18 protein-coding genes are annotated in these 17,470 nt (G+C 60.3%); 8 read left to right on the forward strand and 10 right to left on the reverse strand.

Features of this window, described 5'->3' with window-relative positions; all coding sequences use genetic code 11:
• Positions 1–89 precede the first annotated feature (89 nt).
• The 4 genes from PH552_RS15340 (at position 90) to map (ending at position 2,474) form a co-directional block, all read left to right on the forward strand.
• Positions 90–560 carry an SRPBCC family protein gene (locus PH552_RS15340; protein WP_113251075.1) on the forward strand — a complete coding sequence of 157 codons (471 nt, stop codon included), beginning with the start codon at positions 90–92 and terminating at the stop codon, positions 558–560.
• 30 nt (positions 561–590) lie between these two features.
• A complete protein-coding gene (locus PH552_RS15345) occupies positions 591–1,019 on the forward strand; it encodes a DoxX family protein (protein ID WP_112340625.1) in 429 nt (142 codons plus the stop codon).
• Positions 1,020–1,070: 51 nt separating this feature from the next.
• On the forward strand, positions 1,071–1,583 hold the full coding sequence (locus PH552_RS15350) for a GNAT family N-acetyltransferase (protein WP_112340626.1): 513 nt from the start codon (positions 1,071–1,073) through the stop codon (positions 1,581–1,583).
• Positions 1,584–1,721: 138 nt separating this feature from the next.
• Positions 1,722–2,474 carry a type I methionyl aminopeptidase gene (gene map, locus PH552_RS15355; RefSeq protein WP_112340627.1) on the forward strand — a complete coding sequence of 251 codons (753 nt, stop codon included), beginning with the start codon at positions 1,722–1,724 and terminating at the stop codon, positions 2,472–2,474.
• A gap of 113 nt (positions 2,475–2,587) precedes the next feature.
• On the opposite strand, the gene PH552_RS15360 is transcribed toward map, so the two are convergent.
• Positions 2,588–3,172 (reverse strand): PadR family transcriptional regulator, encoded by a 585-nt coding sequence (locus PH552_RS15360; RefSeq protein ID WP_112340726.1) that lies wholly within the window; start codon positions 3,170–3,172, stop codon positions 2,588–2,590.
• Between the two features lie 427 nt (positions 3,173–3,599).
• On the opposite strand from PH552_RS15360, the gene sbmA reads away from it, so the two are divergent.
• Positions 3,600–4,865 carry a peptide antibiotic transporter SbmA gene (gene sbmA / locus PH552_RS15365; RefSeq protein WP_112340628.1) on the forward strand — a complete coding sequence of 422 codons (1,266 nt, stop codon included), beginning with the start codon at positions 3,600–3,602 and terminating at the stop codon, positions 4,863–4,865.
• Between the two features lie 190 nt (positions 4,866–5,055).
• Here the strand turns inward: sbmA and PH552_RS15370 are convergent, their stop codons facing one another.
• Positions 5,056–6,036 carry a polysaccharide deacetylase family protein gene (locus tag PH552_RS15370; RefSeq protein WP_112340629.1) on the reverse strand — a complete coding sequence of 327 codons (981 nt, stop codon included), beginning with the start codon at positions 6,034–6,036 and terminating at the stop codon, positions 5,056–5,058.
• Between the two features lie 177 nt (positions 6,037–6,213).
• Between PH552_RS15370 and PH552_RS15375 the strand changes: the two genes are divergently transcribed.
• The 3 genes from PH552_RS15375 to der all read left to right on the forward strand — a co-directional run bounded on the left by PH552_RS15375 (position 6,214) and on the right by der (position 9,015).
• Entirely contained in the window at positions 6,214–6,795 is a 582-nt protein-coding gene (locus tag PH552_RS15375) for an NnrU family protein (RefSeq protein WP_112340630.1), read from the forward strand.
• Positions 6,796–6,892: 97 nt separating this feature from the next.
• Positions 6,893–7,576, forward strand: coding sequence for a tetratricopeptide repeat protein (locus PH552_RS15380; protein ID WP_183762939.1), 684 nt, complete (start codon positions 6,893–6,895; stop codon positions 7,574–7,576).
• Positions 7,577–7,587: 11 nt separating this feature from the next.
• On the forward strand, positions 7,588–9,015 hold the full coding sequence (der, locus tag PH552_RS15385; RefSeq protein WP_112340632.1) for a ribosome biogenesis GTPase Der: 1,428 nt from the start codon (positions 7,588–7,590) through the stop codon (positions 9,013–9,015).
• Between the two features lie 34 nt (positions 9,016–9,049).
• On the opposite strand, the gene PH552_RS15390 is transcribed toward der, so the two are convergent.
• The 8 genes from PH552_RS15390 to PH552_RS15425 all read right to left on the reverse strand — a co-directional run bounded on the left by PH552_RS15390 (position 9,050) and on the right by PH552_RS15425 (position 17,445).
• Positions 9,050–9,490 (reverse strand): MarR family winged helix-turn-helix transcriptional regulator, encoded by a 441-nt coding sequence (locus tag PH552_RS15390; RefSeq protein ID WP_112340633.1) that lies wholly within the window; start codon positions 9,488–9,490, stop codon positions 9,050–9,052.
• 269 nt (positions 9,491–9,759) lie between these two features.
• Positions 9,760–10,860, reverse strand: coding sequence for a glycosyltransferase family 4 protein (locus PH552_RS15395; RefSeq protein ID WP_112340634.1), 1,101 nt, complete (start codon positions 10,858–10,860; stop codon positions 9,760–9,762).
• Between the two features lie 123 nt (positions 10,861–10,983).
• On the reverse strand, positions 10,984–11,901 hold the full coding sequence (locus PH552_RS15400; RefSeq protein ID WP_112340635.1) for a sugar kinase: 918 nt from the start codon (positions 11,899–11,901) through the stop codon (positions 10,984–10,986).
• A gap of 100 nt (positions 11,902–12,001) precedes the next feature.
• Positions 12,002–12,988 (reverse strand): ABC transporter ATP-binding protein, encoded by a 987-nt coding sequence (locus PH552_RS15405; protein ID WP_112340636.1) that lies wholly within the window; start codon positions 12,986–12,988, stop codon positions 12,002–12,004.
• Positions 12,981–13,976 carry an ABC transporter ATP-binding protein gene (locus tag PH552_RS15410; RefSeq protein ID WP_112340637.1) on the reverse strand — a complete coding sequence of 332 codons (996 nt, stop codon included), beginning with the start codon at positions 13,974–13,976 and terminating at the stop codon, positions 12,981–12,983. The genes PH552_RS15405 and PH552_RS15410 overlap by 8 nt, the downstream gene beginning before the upstream one ends.
• Position 13,977: 1 nt before the next feature.
• Positions 13,978–14,895 (reverse strand): ABC transporter permease subunit, encoded by a 918-nt coding sequence (locus PH552_RS15415; RefSeq protein WP_069612725.1) that lies wholly within the window; start codon positions 14,893–14,895, stop codon positions 13,978–13,980.
• Positions 14,892–15,815 (reverse strand): ABC transporter permease subunit, encoded by a 924-nt coding sequence (locus tag PH552_RS15420; RefSeq protein ID WP_112340638.1) that lies wholly within the window; start codon positions 15,813–15,815, stop codon positions 14,892–14,894. Before PH552_RS15420 ends, PH552_RS15415 begins: the two co-directional genes overlap by 4 nt.
• Positions 15,816–15,864: 49 nt before the next feature.
• A complete protein-coding gene (locus tag PH552_RS15425; RefSeq protein WP_112340639.1) occupies positions 15,865–17,445 on the reverse strand; it encodes a peptide ABC transporter substrate-binding protein in 1,581 nt (526 codons plus the stop codon).
• Positions 17,446–17,470 lie beyond the last annotated feature (25 nt).

Here is a 17,470-nt window from a genome sequence, read left to right on the forward strand (position 1 = left end):
TGCGTCTGTGCTGTCGGGAAACGGCAGGCTCGAACGTCATTCGTGTATGGGCCGAGCAGGCCGCGTCAAACAATAAAGAGGAGCAAGATATGACTGAACAGAGCCAACGCCACGAGCTTTCCCTGACCCGCGTCATCGACGCACCACGAGACAAGATCTTCCGTTGCTGGACCGAAGTGGAGCTTCTGAAGCAATGGTTCGCGCCACTGCCGTGGACGGTATCGGCAGCCAGTATCGACGCTCGATCCGGCGGCTCAAGCTCGATCACCATGCGCAGCCCCGAAGGCGAGGATTATCCGGGTAACGGCGTCTATCTGGAAGTCGTTCCCAATGAGCGGATCGTCTTCACCGACGCTTTCACCAGCGCCTGGGTGCCGTCGGCAAAGCCCTTCATGGTGGTGACGATCCAGCTCGACGATCTCGGTGGCGGCAAGACCCGTTATACCGCGACCGTCCTGCATTGGTCCGCGGAGGATCGCGAGGCGCATGAGAAGATGGGCTTCCATCAGGGATGGAGCCAGTGCGCCGATCAGCTCGCGGCACTGGCGGCCAAGATCTGAATTTCCGATTCAATTCCGGAGGATATGGCAATGTCTTATGTAGCTGATTCATCTTTGCCTTCGGTTACGCGCGCGCAGCGCGTGGCCGGTATGATCCTGAGCGGACTGGTCGTTGCCTTCCTGCTGTTCGATGGCGTGATCAAGCTCGTTCCGCTTCCGGTCGTCACCGAGACGATGGCGGGGCTCGGCTACTCTGCCGATCCGGCGCTGGCCCAGCTGCTTGGTATCATCACGCTCGGCTGCGCCATTCTCTATGCAATCCCGAGAACGTCGGTCCTTGGCGCCATCCTGCTGACGGGCCTGCTCGGTGGCGCAATCGCGACGCATTTGAGGGTCGGCAGCCCGATCTTTTCGCATCTGCTGTTCGGCGTCTATCTCGGCGTAATGGCCTGGGGCGGACTTTATCTTCGTTATGAAGCGGTTCGCAAAATGATTCCGTTCTTTGATCGAAGCTTTTGATTTCGGATTCGATTTGCTAAGGCTCGTCTCTCAATAAGTATGGAGCGCGCCATGCCACAGGTGATCATCGCGCCGGTCAAACAATCCGATGCGGACGAGCTGATCGCCGCCAATATCGCCAGCCGCGCCCATCATGTGCCCTGGGCCTATCCCTTCCTCGATCGCGATGGTTTCGACGCCTGGTTCGGCCAGACGGTGACGGGGCCGAACCTGGGTCTGGTGGCGCGCGATCCCGGCTCCGGCGCCATCGTTGGCGTCGTCAATATCAGCCAGATGGTTTGGGGAGGTTTTCGCAGCGCCTTTCTCGGCTATCACGGCATGGTAGGTTTCGCCGGCCAGGGGTTCATGACGGAGGCGGTTCGGCTGGCCGTGGCGCACGCATTCGATGCGGTGGGCCTGCATCGCGTGGAGGCCAATATCCAGCCGGGCAACCATCCGTCCATTGCGCTGGTCAAGCGGCTGGGCTTCCGGAAAGAGGGGTTCTCGCCGAAATATCTGAAGATCGGCGGCGTCTGGTGCGACCACGAGCGCTGGGCATTGTTGGCAGACGATCCGCGCTCCTGAGCTCTTTCGGAATTCGAAAGTCGCGCTATCTGGCAGAAAGCCCAAAAAGACATTGACTGCGCGAAGGGAAGGGGCGAAAGCGACCTTGAGCCTCTCGCCAAACCGCTGCTGAGAGAGCGAGAGTGCCGGAAGCCGTAAATGATCGTTTCGACCGAAGAAGAACTGACCAAGCTGAAAGATATCGGCCGCATCTGTGCCAATGCGTTGCAGGCCATGGCCGCGGCACTGGAGCCGGGCATCACCACGCTGGAGCTGGACGCGATCGGCCGAAAGGTGCTGGAGGATGCCGGTGCGCAATCGGCACCGGAATTGGTCTACAAGTTTCCCGGCGCGACCTGCATCAGCGTCAACGAGGAAGTGGCCCACGGCATCCCAGGAACGCGCGTGATCCAGGCGGGAGATCTGGTCAATCTCGATGTTTCCGCCGAGAAGGACGGCTTCTTTTCCGATACCGGCGCATCTTTTGCCGTGCCGCCGGTCAAGCCGAAGATCGAGCGCCTCTGCCGCGACGGCAAGAGGGCGCTATGGGTCGGCCTCAATCAGGTGAAGAGCGGTGCGCCGCTTGCGAAGATCGGGCAGGCCGTCGGCGCTTTCGCGCAGAAGAACCGCTATACGTTGATTGCCAATCTCGCCAGCCATGGCATCGGCCGCTCCCTGCATGAAGAGCCCGCCGAGGTTTCCACCTGGGCGGACCCTTCCGAGACGCGGATCATGGAGGATGGCCTGGTCTTCACCGTCGAGCCGTTTCTCTCGCTCGGCGCGAGCTGGGCGGAGGGAGGCGACGATGCGTGGACGCTCTATGCCGAACCGCAGGCGCCAACGGTCCAGTACGAACACACCATCATCGCCACCCGCAACGGGCCGATCATCCTGACATTGCCGGATAAGTGACGTCCTAAAGCGCATCGCGAATCCTTCAGATTCACTTCCCGCGCTTCAGGTCTTTGATTTTGCGCATGCCGTTGTCGCAAAACCGCTGCGCACTTTTGCGCGACATGCGTCGCTCAATCGTCAGCCTTCGGCTCGTCCTGGCCCTTCGTTTCGCCGCGGATGATATCGGCGGCGGCGCGCTCGAGGATTGCCGCGATGCGCGCGCCTTCAGCCTTGCTCCACGGGAATTTCGAACGAAGCGCGGAGCGCAGCAGATGGCGGGCGCGATGGACGTCACCGGCGCCGTGGCGATCGAACGGATTGTCGCGGCCGTCCTCGTCGTCACCGCCGAAAACCTCGCGGACGCGGGCCATCTTCTCGCCGATGGAGGTGAGCTTGGCGAGCGTTGCCTCGACCAGATCGCGATTGTCGTCGACGCGCTTCTGGCCGATTTCGGTGATGCGGTAGAGCTTCTTCGTGCCGCTCACCTCGACTTCAGCCTGCCCCGTCTCTTCGAGATAGGTGAGGGCGGGGTATATGACGCCCGGGCTCGGCACGTAGAAGCCGCCGGAGCGGTCCTCGAAGGTCTTGATCAGTTCATAGCCATGGCGCGGCTGTTCGGAAAGCAAAGCGAGGATGATGAGCTGCAGGTCGGCCGCATCGAACTTGCGGCCGGTGCGAAACCCGCCGCCGAACATGCCGCCCTTGAAGCCTCTCATGAAGTCTCTCCTGTGCTCGCCGCGCGATTCACGGCCTCGGCCATGTCGTAGGATATATGCCTCGACCATGTCAAAGCCATCTCCGAACATGCGATCTCTGAAGCCTCTCATATCGTTTCTCCTTGAAGGGTGAGAGTTTATATCGTTAGTCATGTCGTAAGATATATATCGTAAGATAGTTTTCTGCAAGGGGAGCTCAGTCAGAATAGAGGGTCCGAAAGGGAATGCGTTCCATATGGGGAAGGAATTCATCCAATAGGTGAAATTTCGCAGCTGAACAACTGCATCACGATCGTGGGATAAGCGATTACATCTACGTAAGAATAGGCCTCCGGCGGTTGCCGCTCCCGGCGAACTGTCCTAGGCTCGCCTCAAATTGACGTCATGTGTGGTTTTTAACCGCCCTCATAGGAAAGCTGCGCCTCCCGTGTTTCACTCGTTCTTCCCACAGCCGAAGCTGTTTTTCTCGTCCCTGCTGGTTTGGACCGTCGTTTGCCTTGCTATCTGGTATTTGTTTGGAGCGAATCTCGCGGCAAGCGTCGGCATCGTAACGCCGCCAGAGGGCAGTGAGCCGTATGACCTGACGTTTTTCTTGGTCGCCAGCAATGTGTGGTTCTACAGCTACTTCCTGCTTTGCGTGATCCTGTTCTGCGGAGCGTGGCACATTTTAGCCAGGAATCATCCCTGGAAGAACTGGTCGATCTGGGGCTCGGCGCTGATCGTTCTGGTAACTTATTTTCTGGTTCAGGCCGCAGTCGTTTTGAACAACTGGCGCCTGCCGTTCGGCAACACCTTGCAGAACGCACTCGCCAAGCAGGGCGCGACGACCGCATGGGATTTCTATAATCTGTTCATCCTGTTTGCGCAGTTGGCGTTTCTGAGGATGTTTCTTCTGGTGATGACGGATTTCTTCACCAGCCACTATATTTTCCGCTGGCGTACGGCGATGAACAATTTCTACATGTCGAAATGGGAAAAGCTCCGGCATATCGAGGGCGCTGCCCAGCGTGTTCAAGAAGACACGATGCGATTTTCGACAATTCTCGAGGGCTTGGGCAGCAGCCTGATCAATTCAGTGATGACGCTGATTGTCTTCCTGCCGATCCTTTTCGCGCTTTCGAGCTATGTCACGGATTTGCCAGTCATCGGCCAGATTCCGCATACGCTTTTTTGGCTGTCGCTGTTTTGGTCTGTCTTCGGCACGCTTTTGCTCGCAATTGTCGGTGTCAAACTGCCAGGGCTCAATTTCCGCAATCAGCGCGTCGAGGCCGCCTATCGCAAAGAGCTTGTCTACGGTGAGGATCATGCGGATCGCGCTCAACCCGCAACCGTCACGGAACTTTTTGCCAATGTGCGGCGCAACTATTTCCGATTGTACTTTCACTATCTGTATTTCAACATCGCCCGCTATTTCTATGTTCAGGCCGATGGCATCTTCCTGACCATCATGCTCGTGCCCACGATCGTGGCGGGAAAGATCACCTACGGCATCTATCAGCAGATACTGACGGCCTTCGGGCAGGTCAGCGATTCCTTCCAGTATCTCGTCAGTTCCTGGACCACGATCATCGAGCTGCTGTCGATCCACAAGCGTCTGAAAGCCTTCGAAGCTGCGATCGACGACGAGCCCCTGCCGAAGATCGATCAGACCTATCTGGAGCGTGAAGCGGGCGTCATCCACGCCGACGGCTGATGAAAAGGCTCCGTAGACTTTTCGTTGGTTAGAACATCCGGGCCATCCTCGCCCTTCGACAAGCTCAGGTGAGGATGGAGCGCGTTGTTGCGCGAAGCCAGTTCAATATCCAGCCTTGTGCAGGGGCGCCCTCATGGTGGGAAGGCCTGGAAGGCCGTCTCGAACCACGAGGGCTTAGCCCGACGGCTCCTCATCCTTGCTGGGACTTGCCTCTGGCGGCGATCAGCGGGATGGCTTCGGAATAGCTGACGCAGGCGACGTCCTGCTTGTGGCAGACGTCGCTGACGAAGCGGTCGAGCGCGCGCCAATAGGCGCCGTCGTTCATCTCGACGAAATGGAAGCCGAGCTGCAGCGGGATGCGCTCGCCCTCATATTGCTTGTTGAAGGCGGCTTCGAAGGCGTCGAAGGTGCGGTCCTCATAGGTCTTGGCGTTCGCTTTGTCCTCGGCGCCCTTCGAGTGGCGCACATAGAGATTGTAGTCCATGCCGATGACCGGACGGTGTTCCGGACCCTCTGGGATCAAGGGCAGGCCGAAGCGGTAGATGCCGTCGACCACCTGCGGCAGGGCAGGCCCTTTGGTGACGAGGCTTGCATCATACTGGAAGCCCGCCTCCTTCTCCGCCGGCACAAGGCCGTCGCTGGTGGAAAGGTAGGGCGCGCGGAATCCCCTAACGTCGTTCGTGGCGAAATCTTCCCAGCCCTGTGGTTCCTTGTCGGCAAGGCCGACATTCTTCCAGGCGTCGCGAAGAGCGATGCGCGCATCCATGAATTCTTGGCTCCAGTCGGCAGCACTCCAGCCTTTGCCGTCGAAATGGCCGCAGGCATGGCTGGAGATATCGTGGCCCTCCAGATGGGCGCCCCAGATGTTGGCGATGCGGGTGCGCACATCGTCCTCGCTCTTGGCGAAGCCGACATTCGATTTGCCTGGACGCTGTTTCGGCCCCTGATAGGCCTTGGCCTGCGCCTTGTTCATCAGGAAAGTGCAGGAAAGAAAGTAGGTGAAGTGCGCGCCGTTGCGCGAAGCGATTTCCCGGCTTCTGGTCCACAGCGCATTGTCGTGAGCGCCGTCGAAGGAAATCATGACGAGTTGCCTGGGCTTGCCGTCCGCATGGGCTGCGGCAGGAAGAACAAGAGAAAACGCAACGGAGAAACAGGTAACTAAGCGAAACATGGGCACCGAATATTGATTTGATGAGCACGGTTTTGCGAAGGTCGATCTACGATATCGATGGCGTGCTCCGGATGGCCTCCTTCCTTTCGCGCAAATGCGGCGAAGCTGCGGTGATGCTGGCATTTTTTTGCCACAGCCGATAAGGATGTCATTACAAGATCGTAGGGGGCTTCATTCATGGCATTGCTTATTCTTGGCATTGTTCTTTTTCTCGGCATCCATCTGATCCGCGTCGTTGCTCCAGGCTTGCGGAGCTCGATGATCGCAAGCATTGGCGAATCCGGCTGGAAGATCGCCTATTCGATCGCAAGCATCGTGACCCTGATCATCCTCATTTACGGCTTCGGCCAGGCGCGGGACATGACGCCGATCTGGTCGCCGCCTTTCTGGATGAGCCATATCACCATCCTGCTGATGCTATTCGCGATGATCTGTCTTGCCGCTTCGCTGCTGCCGGCGGGGCACATCGCCGTCAGGACGAAGCATCCGATGGTGCTGTCCGTGAAGATCTGGGCCTTGGCGCACCTGCTCTCCAATGGCGATGGTGCCGCGATGCTGCTCTTTGCCGCTTTCCTCGCCTGGGGCGTGATCCTTCGCATTTCGCTGAAGCGGCGCGAGCGCGCCGGCGAAACCACCCTGCGTCCGTTCGTCTCGGCGAAATACGATCTCTATGCCGTTGTCATCGGCGTCATTGCCTGGGCTTTGATCATTTGGAAGCTTCACGCGTGGATTATCGGGGTTTCGCCGCTCGTTATGTGACGATTTCTGCCGTTCCCCCTTACATCAGCCGCAAAATGGAGTAGAAGGCCCCACTAAACCTAAGCTTTGAACTATTTGGCCTGGGCCGGAGACGAGAATGGCATTCAATGACGATAGCTTCATCCGCGAGGTGAACGAGGAACTGCGTTCGGACCAGCTACGGTTCGTATGGCGCCGTTTTGGCAGGCTGATCATCGGCGGCGCCGTGCTCACCGTTCTCGGCACCGCGGCCTATAGCGGCTATCGCTATTGGGCGGGCAATCAGGCCGGCAGCGGCGGTGACCAGTTCATCGCAGCTCTGACGCTGGCCGACCAGAACAAGACTGACGAAGCGCTCGCCGCGCTGACGGCAATCGAAAAGAACGGCCCCGGCTCCTATCCGGTGCTGGCGCGGTTGCGCGCCGCGACGCTGCAGGCGCAGAAGGGCGACAAGGCAGCCGCCATCGCCGCTTTCTCCGCGATCGGCAAGCAAACGGATATCCCGGTCGTCGTCCGCGATGCGGCGCGTCTGCGTGCCGCCTATCTTCTTGTCGACACCGGCACTTACGATCAGGTTGCCGCCGAGGTGCAGGAACTGGCGGTGCCAGCCGACGCCTTCCGCCATTCGGCGCGCGACGTTCTTGGCCTTGCCGCCTATAAGGCCGGCGATTTCGCCAAGGCCCGGCAGTGGTTCCAGGCGATCGTCGACGATCCGCAGAGCCCGCGCAACGTCGCTAACCGCGCCCAGATGCTGCTCGATCTCATCACGGCATCCGGCAAGGCTCCGGTCGCAAAAGGCTGAAGGATCGTTAAATGAGCTTCACGGTCGCGATCGTCGGTCGCCCGAATGTCGGCAAGTCCACACTGTTTAACCGTCTGGTTGGCAAGAAGCTGGCGCTTGTCGACGATACGCCGGGCGTCACGCGTGACCGCCGCCCCGGTGACGCCAAACTGATCGATCTGCGCTTCCGTATCGTCGATACCGCCGGTCTTGAAGAGGCACAGGATGAATCACTTCAGGGTCGCATGCGCGCACAGACCGAGGCTGCGATCGACGAGGCGGATCTGACGCTCTTCGTCGTCGACGCCAAGATGGGCCTGACCCATATCGACAAGACGCTCGCCGAAATGCTGCGCAAGCGCGGCCGGCCTGTCGTGCTCGTTGCCAACAAATCCGAGGCGCGAGGCTCCGATAGCGGCTTCTATGACGCCTATACGCTCGGCCTTGGCGAGCCTTGTCCTATCTCGGCCGAGCACGGCCAAGGCATGATGGATCTGCGTGACGCGATCGTCGAGGCGATCGGGCCTGAGCGCGCCTTCCCGGAAGAGGAAGACGAAGCGGAGACGAATGTCAGCATTCCGCGTCCTGCCGTCGGCGAAGATGGCGAAGAGATCGACGAAGAGCCCGTCTATGACGAGACGCGGCCGCTGCGCGTTGCGATCGTCGGCCGTCCGAATGCCGGCAAGTCGACGCTCATCAACCGCTTCCTTGGCGAAGACAGGCTGCTGACCGGTCCCGAAGCCGGCATCACCCGCGATTCCATCTCCGTCGACTGGAGCTGGCGCGGTCGCACCATAAAGATGTTCGATACGGCCGGTATGCGCCGCAAGGCGAAGGTGACCGAGAAGCTGGAGAAGCTCTCGGTTGCCGATGCGTTGCGCGCCATTCGTTTTGCCGAAACCGTCGTCATCGTCTTCGATGCGACCATTCCCTTCGAGAAGCAGGACCTCCAGATCGTCGATCTCGTGATCCGCGAGGGACGTGCCGCCGTGCTCGCCTTCAACAAGTGGGACATGATCGAGGATCGCCAGGCCGTCCTTGCCGAGCTGCGCGAAAAGACCGACCGGCTGTTGCCGCAGGCACGCGGCATTCGCGCCATACCGATTGCCGGCCAGACGGGCGAAGGGTTGGACCGCCTGATGCAGGCGATCGTCGATACAGATAAGGTCTGGAACAAGCGCGTCTCGACTGCGCGTCTCAACCGCTGGCTCGAGACACAGCAGGTGCAGCATCCGCCACCGGCGGTCTCGGGCCGCCGCATCAAGCTGAAGTACATGACGCAAGTGAAGGCGCGGCCTCCGGCCTTCATGATTTCCTGCACCCGCTCGGATGCCCTGCCGGAATCCTATGTCCGTTATCTGATCAACGGTCTGCGAGAGGATTTCGCCATGCCCGGCGTGCCGATCCGCATTCATTTCCGTTCGTCGGAAAACCCCTACGAAAACAAGAAGAAGCGGTAATTTTCTCAAGCGGCGCCGGATGGATGGCCTTCGCTCAGGCTGCGTTCTTGCTGAGCGCCTCGCGCAGCATCGTGATTTCCGCCTTCAGACGTGTCAGTTCGTCAGGCGTTTGCTCCGTAGCATCCAGAATGCACGGGGGAACTGTTGCCGCCTTCTTTTTCAGCGCTTTGCCTTCGTCGGTAAGGTGGATCAGCACTTGTCGCTCATCTTCCTTGCTGCGGATGCGCTGAATGAAGCCGGCGGCTTCCAGGCGCTTCAAAAGCGGCGTCAGCGTGCTCGATTCCAGGAACAGCTTTTCGCCGATGCCACCGACGGTCTGGCCATCCTCTTCCCATAATGTCACCATGACGAGATATTGCGGATAGGTGAGATTGAGCGCATCAAGCATCGGCTTGTATAGCCGATTCATGGCGTGGTTGGCCGAATAGAGGGCGAAGCAGATGAAGTTATCCAGCTTTAACAGGTCGTCGGTCATCTCAAGTCCTCCCTGAGAAGTCTTATGTAGATCGTGCGATAAATAATTGTACACCTAAAAAGGCGCTGGAGCTACGGATTTCTTCGGGATTTGAAAAGCCGGCTTCGGATGGCGGCGCACTTCCAGCCCGGCAGCCACATCCACCCCTATGGCAGGTGCAACGAGATCCGCTGGCCAGACGCTCGGGCTTGCGATCACGGGTGGGCGCTCTCGGTTATCTGGCGCAGGATGACAAAGGATTCAATATCGAACCCAAATGAAGTGGGGGCTCAATGCTTATGAGCCCGACCCCGGTGGTTGGCGATCCGGACGTTGCCGATGAACTGTGTGGTGGCGGCTTCCCAGGAATAGCTGAGCGCCAGGGAACGGGCCGCCTCGCGCGAGCAGGAGAGGGCGGCAAGGCAGGCCGTTGCCAGATCGGCATCCACGACGCCGGCTGCCCTGTCGCCGGCGAGAATATCCGCAGGCCCGGTGACGGGATAGGCTGCAACCGGGACGCCGCTTGCCAGCGCTTCCAGAATGGCATTGCCGAACGTGTCGGTCTTCGACGGAAAGACAAAGACGTCGGCTTGGGAATAGGCATGCGCCAGTTCCTCGCCGAATTTGGCTCCCAGAAAATGCACATCGGGATAGAGCTTCTGCAGGTCCGCCCGCGCGGGACCGTCGCCGACCACTACTTTCGATCCGGGCAGGTCGAGATCGAGAAAGGCCGGCAGGTTTTTTTCAAGCGCCACGCGGCCGACGGTCATGAAGATCGGGCGGGGCAGACCGAAGGGATTGTCTTCCTGGGGCTGCGGTCGAAACAGCGAGGAGTCGATGCCACGGCTCCATGGCAGCAGATTATGAATGCCGCGCTGCCTGAGCTCGTTTGCAAGACTTGGTGTCGCCACCATGCAGCCGTAGCCGGCGTTGTGAAACCATTTGACGAAAGCATAGAGCCAGCTTTGCGGTATCGGCAGGCGGGCGGCCACATACTCGGGAAAGCGGGTATGATAGCTCGTGGAAAAGGGCATGCCGTTTCGCAGACACCAGCGCCGCGCTGTCAGCCCAAGCGGGCCTTCCGTGGCAATGTGCACATAGGTCGGCCGCATCGCCTCTATTCTCGAAGCGACCTTGCGATAGCTGGCGATCGAAAGCCGGATTTCTGGATAGGTGGGGCAAGGGATATTGCGAAAGCCGTCCGGCGTAATCATGGAGACTTCGATCCCCATGCGGGTCAGTTCGCGATTGGTGTTCTCGATCGAACGGACGACGCCGTTGACCTGCGGATGCCAGGCATCGCTGACAATAAGCAGGCGTTCGGGTACTGCGACAGGTGTCGCCGCCTGGGTCCAGGTGGTTTGATCGATGTCCGACAAGCGTTGCAACATGCCCAAAACAGTCCATCCGCACCGCATCCTCGTGATGACGGTGCCAGCGATTGCGGTGTTTCAAACATGATTCCCGCGCCCACTCTATTGTGAGGCGTGTCCATGATGGAAATATTACAGTGTCTATTTGGCGACTTTCAGCTTCTGCGGAGAAACGAGCGCGCCGTATTCCCGAATGACCTTCGCCGCGATTTCGGCGGCGAAGCCGGCGGCGGCAACCGCATCCTGATGCTGCAGATAATGCGCCAGAAATGCGCCGTTGAAACTGTCGCCGGCGCTGGTGGTATCGATGACCTTGGCGACCTTGACCGCGGGAACGAGTGTCTCGTCGATGCCATCGCCGATGGTCGCACCTTCAGCGCCATTCTTGACGACGACCATGTTGGCGCCGTACTGCCGGTAACGGCGAATGGTGGTGGCAATGGAATCGTCGCCGAAATGCACAGCCTCGTCGTCAAAGCTCGGCATGACGAGTGTTGCCGCGCGTGCGCCTTCCGCGATCATGGTGTGCATGGCATCCAGGCTCGACCATAGGCGCGGACGCAGGTTCGGATCGAAGGCGACGAGCTTGCCGGCCGCCTTGGCGCGGCGCAGTTCCGCCAGCAGGGTGAAAGCGTCTTCGCGCGACAGGATCGCCAGCGTGATACCGGAGAAATAGAGGACGTCGGATGCCTCGATTGCAGTGCGCAAGGCGTCGCCGTCGGCGGCGAGCTGGCGGGCGGCGGAGCTGTCGCGCCAATAGCTGAAAGAGCGTTCCCCGTCCTTCAGATTGATCATGTAGAGGCCGGGCGTCTTGCCGCGAAGGCGGCGGATACTTGCTGTGCCGATGCCGGCGCCGGCCATGAAGGCGATCATTTCGTCGGACATGGCGTCGTCGCCGAGTGCGGTGAAATAGTCGATCGACCAGTCTGCCGGCAGGCAGGCGCGGGCATACCAGGCGGTGTTGAACGTGTCGCCGGCAAAGCCCTTGCGCAGGTGTCCGTCATCGGCTTGCGACAGTTCCACCATGCATTCGCCAATCGATAGAAAACGCCCGCCCAAGACTGCCTCCCGCATTTTTGCCTTGGTGCTGCATACGCGCAAGCGGCGGCGGGGGCAAGGTGGACGGCGGCTGCCGCCGCCCACTTTTGCTGGATCTGCTTTACGGCCGGTCCATGTGATAGCAGGCCGCCGTCTGGCCTGGGCGCACGTGCTCGGTCGGTGGCATCTTCGTGCGGCAGATATCCGTCGCCTTCCAGCAGCGGGGCGAGAAGACGCAGCCCGGCGGCGGATTGAGCGGCGAGGGCGGGTCGCCCTGCAGGCGGATGCGCTCGCGGCCGCGCGCCAGCTTTGGATCCGGAATAGGTGCGGCGGAGAACAGCGCCTGCGTATACGGGTGGGCCGGATGATCGAAGACCGTCGCGGCTTCGCCCGCTTCCACCACCTTGCCGAGATAGAGCACCAGCACGTCGTCCGAGATCAGGCGCACGACCGAGAGGTCATGGCTGATGAAGATCAGGGTGAGGCCGAACTCCTTGCGCAGGCGGCGCAGAAGCGTGATGACCTGTCCCTGGATCGAGACATCGAGGGCTGAAACCGGTTCGTCGCAGATGATGAGCTTCGGCCGGGTGATGACGGCACGGGCGATGCCGATGCGCTGCGCCTGTCCGCCCGAGAACTCATGCGGGTAGCGGTTGATCATCTCGGGAACGAGGCCGACCGCCGCCATGATTTCGCGGACGCGATCCTGCCGCTGCGCCCGGGTCAATTTCGGTTCGAAGACGGTCAGCGGCTCGGCGATGATGTCGCCGACGGTCATGCGCGGATCGAGCGAGGCGATCGGGTCCTGGAAGATGATCTGCATGTCACGGCGTGCGGCGCGCATCTCTTCGTCGGTGAGATCGAGAAGGTTGCTGCCCTGCCAGAGGATGCGGCCCTTCTGCGCCTTGATCAGCCGCAGGATGGAGCGGCCGAGCGTGGACTTGCCGCAGCCGGATTCACCGACGATGCCGAGCGTCCGGCCGGTCTTCAGCTCGAAGCTGACATCGTTGACCGCAGTCAGGATCATCGGCGGTTTGAAGAGGGATTTCGATGGCAACTCGAATTCGGTCGTCAGATGCTCGACCTTCAGAAGCGTTTGCTCAGCCATGGACGAGGCTCCGTTCCTGATTAGCCGAAAGGGGATGGAAGCAGGCCGCGCAACGGCGTGGCGCCAGCGGATCGAGCGGCGGCGCCGCATCCAGACAGTCGTCCTGCACATGCGCGCAGCGTGGCGAGAAGGCACAGCCGCGCGGCAGGTGCATCAGGTTCGGCGGCCGTCCAGGGATGACGGTGAGATCGTCGACATCCTGGTCGGGCCTCGGGATCGCCGAGTGAAGCGCCGCCGTATAGGGATGAGCCGGACTTTCGAACAGCTCCTCCACCGGCGCTTCCTCGACGATACGGCCGGCATACATGACGGCAACGCGATCGGCGAGGCCGGCGACGACACCGAGGTCATGGGTGATCATGACGAGCGCCGTGTGCATTTCCGCCGTCAGCTCATTGAAGAGATCGAGGATCTGCGCCTGGATCGTCACGTCGAGCGCGGTCGTCGGCTCGTCGGCGATGAGCAGCTTCGGCTTGGTGAGCAGCGCCATGGCGATGACGATGCGCTGGCGCATGCCGCCCGAAAGCTCGTGCGGATAGAGGTTGAAGCGACGGGTCGGGTCGGGGATGCCGACACGCTTCAGCATGTCGAGTGCTGCTGCCGAGGCTGCGCGCGCCGTCAGGCCGCCATGGACCTCGAGCTGCTCCGTCAATTGCCGCGATATGCGCAGCGACGGGTTAAGCGCGGTCATCGGGTCCTGGAAGACCATGGCCATATCCTTGCCGCGCACATGGTCGAGTTCGCGCGGCTTCAGCGTCAGCAGATCCTTGCCGTCGAGCAGCGCCTGGCCGCTGGTGCGGCCGTTCTTGGCGAGCAGGCCCATCAGGCCGAGGAAGGTCTGGCTCTTGCCGGAGCCGGATTCACCGACGATGGCGATGCGCTCGCCGCGGCCGATCTTGAGGTTCATCTTCGAGACCGCCGCCACTTCGCCTTCAGGCGTGCGGAAGGTGATGGAATAGTCTTTGAGTTCGAGAAGGGTGTCTGTCATGTCAGCGATCCTTCGGATCGAATGCGTCGCGCAGACCGTCGCCGATGAAGAGCAGGCTCATCAGCAGCGCGACCAGGAAACCGGCCGGGAAGAACAGCAGCCAGGGCGTCGTCTCCATGCCCGCAGAGCCTTCAGCAATCAATGTGCCGAGAGACGTCAGCGGCTCCTGAACGCCGAAGCCGAGATAGGAGAGGAAGCTCTCGGTCGCGATGATTTCGGGAATGGTGAGCGTCGCGTAGATGACGACCGGACCGACGAGGTTCGGCACGATGTGTTTTAGGATGATCTTGAACGACCGCTGGCCTGAAGCGCGTGCGGCCTCGATGAATTCCCGCTGCTTGATCGACAGCGTCTGGCCGCGCACGATACGGGCCATGGTGAGCCACTCCAGTGCACCGATCGCCGCAAACAGGAGATAGACGTTACGGCCGAAGATCACCATCAGCAGGATGACGAAGAGGACGTAGGGCAGGGCGTACATGATATCGACGAAGCGCATCATGATCGCGTCGACGCGACCACCGAAATAGCCGGCGACGGCGCCGTAAAGCACGCCGATGACGACCGAGACGAGGGTCGCAACAAGTGCGACCGTTAGCGAGACGCGCGTGCCGTAGAGTGTGCGCGCCAGCAGATCGCGGCCATTGCCGTCCGTGCCGAAATAGTGGCCAGCGGCGAAGTCCGGAGCGCCGCGGAACGACGTCCAGTCCGGATCCTCATAATTGAAGGGCAGGAAATACGGGCCGAATATAGCGACCAGAACCAGCACGGCCAGTATGACCAGCGAAAGTGCTGCCGCCTTGTTGCGCAGGAGACGACGCATCGCATCGCCGGTGAGGGAACGCCCCTTGGGTGCTAGCCCCTCTGCCGAAAGCAATTCCGCTTCCAGCAATTCTCTCTTGGCGGAATTGAGGATCATCGCATTCTCACTTTCGGGTCGAGCCAGGCATAGGCGATGTCGACCAGCAGATTGAGGACCACGATCAGGACCATGTAGAAAATGACCGTGCCGAGGACCATGCCGTAGTCGCGGTTCAGCGCCGCGCCGACGAAGTAGCGGCCGACGCCGGGGAGGCCGAAGATGCTTTCGACCACCAGCGAGCCGGTGAGGAGATAGCTTGCCGCGGGTCCGAGATAGGAGACGACGGGCATCATGGCCGGCTTCAGCGCGTGGCGCATGATCGTCAGTCGCGGGCCGATGCCTTTGGCCTTGGCGGTGCGGATGAAGTTCTGGCCCATCACCTCGATCATCGAGCCGCGCATCAGGCGGGAGATGCGGGCCGCGTGCGGCAGCGTCAGGACGATAATGGGCAGGATCAGGAACTTGATCGAGCCGTCGCCCCAGCCGCCGACCGGCAGCCAGCCGAGCGTGTTGCCGAAGATGAGCTGCAGGATGGGAGCGATGAGGAAGCTCGGCATGACCAGGCCAATGAGGAGACCGCCGCCCAGCCAGTAATCGGCCGCGCGGTTTTGATAGAGCGCCCCAAGACAGCCTATGAAGATGCCGACGATGGTCGCGAGCACGAAAGCGGCGCCGCCGATGGTCAGCGTATAGGGGAAGCCGGACATGATCTGCTGGGTGACGGTGAAGTCCTGATTGGCGAAGGAGGGGCCAAGATCGCCCTTCATGACGTCGCCGACATAGATCAGGTATTGCTCAACCAGGGGCTTGTCGAGGTTGTAGTGAGCCGCGAGGTTGGCTTTGACTTCCGGCGGCAATGGCCTTTCGCCATCGAAGGGGCCGCCGGGAGCGAGGCGCAGAATGAAAAAACACACTGTCACGGCAATCCACAAGACGGGGATTGTCGACAGCAAACGACGGAGAGCATAGCCAAACATGATCTTAAACGGCCCCTCCCGATTGTGTCCGGGAGGGGCCTGTTCCCAATTATTCTTTGATCGACAGCCAGCGCGTGCGGTGGATGTCCTGGATATTGTCGACGAAGCCCTGGACCTTCGGGGCGACGATGTTCTGGGAAACGTAGTAGTAGATCGGGATCGCGGCGCTGTCGTCGAGGGCCAGTTGCTCGGCCTTCTTGTAGATTTCGGCGCGCTTCTTGAGATCGGTTTCTTCATTGCCCTGCTTGATCAGAGCATCGTAGTCCTTGTTGCTCCAGCGGCCGTAGTTCATTTCGACGCCGGTGGAGAGCAGGTTCAGGAAGTTGATCGGGTCGTTGTAGTCGGCGAGCCAGCCGGCACGGCCGATCTGCACCTCACCGCGCTGCATTTCATCGTAATGCACCTTGGTTTCGGTGTTGTAGAGCTCGATATCGACGCCGAGCGGCTTCCACATGGCGGCGATCGCAACTGCGATGCGCTTGTGGTTGTCGTTGGTGTTGTAGCGCAGCTGAGCCTTCAGCGGATGATCGGGGCCGAAGCCTGCTTCCTTCAAGAGCTTCTTGGCCTCTTCGACCTTCTGCTTGTAGGGCTCGTCCTTCCAGCTGACATAAGCCGGCGTGCCGTAATTGGCGGTGCCCGGCGGTACCCAGGAATACATCGGCAGTTCGCCTGTGCCGAGGATCTTCGGGCCGATGACTTCGCGGTTGACGGCCATGGAGAGAGCCTGACGGACGCGCTTGTCGTTGAAGGGCGGCTTGGTGGCGTTCACGACGTAATAGTAGGTGCCAAGGAACGGCACCACATGCGCCTGGCCGGGAAGGTTCTTCTGGATCCAGTCATACTGGTCGGCCGGGAAGGAGGTCAGAATATCGAATTCGCCGGCGCGATAGCGCTTCAGGGCGGCGGCCTGGTCTTCCAGCGTATAGTAGTTGACGTTGTCGATCTTGATGTCCTTGGCGCCGTAATACTGGTCGCTCTTGACCATGCTGACATGCGAACCAGGCACCCATTCGGTGGGCTTGTATGGGCCGTTGGTGACGATATTGCCGATCTTGACCCATTGGTCGCCCTTGGCTTCCACAACGTGCTTCGGCAGCGGATAGGCTGTGTAGTGCATCAAGGCGTTGAGGAAGTAGGGTGTCGGGTTTTCAAGCGTGATTTCCAGCGTCTTGTCGTCGATCGCCTTCACGCCGAGCTGGGTCGGATCCTTGATTTCACCCTTGTTGATCTTTTCCGCATTCAGGATGGTGTATTGCAGATAGGCGTATTGGGCCGCGGTCTTCGGATCCATCAGGCGCTGGAAGGCAAAGACGAAGTCCTGAGCCGTCACCGGTTGGCCATCCGACCATTTGATGCCGTCGCGAAGCTTGAAGGTATACACCTTCTGATCGGGAGAAATAGTCCAGCTTGCAGCCTGGCCGGGAATTGGGTTGTCCTTAGGATCTTCGGTCACCAGCCCTTCGAAGATATCGCCGTCGATGCGGTTCTCCCAATCGCCGGAAATTTTTTGCGGATCGAGCGAAGTCGGGTCGCCGCCGTTGTGGATATTGAGGGTCGCGGCATGCGCCGAAACGCTCAATATCGTGCTGACGAAAGCCGCAGCGATAAATTTTCTGGTGATATGCGCCATATGTTTTCCCACCTTTCTGGAGTTC

The sequence above is a fragment of the Rhizobium aureum genome (assembly GCF_030182495.1).
Lineage (GTDB): Bacteria > Pseudomonadota > Alphaproteobacteria > Rhizobiales > Rhizobiaceae > Rhizobium > Rhizobium tropici_C.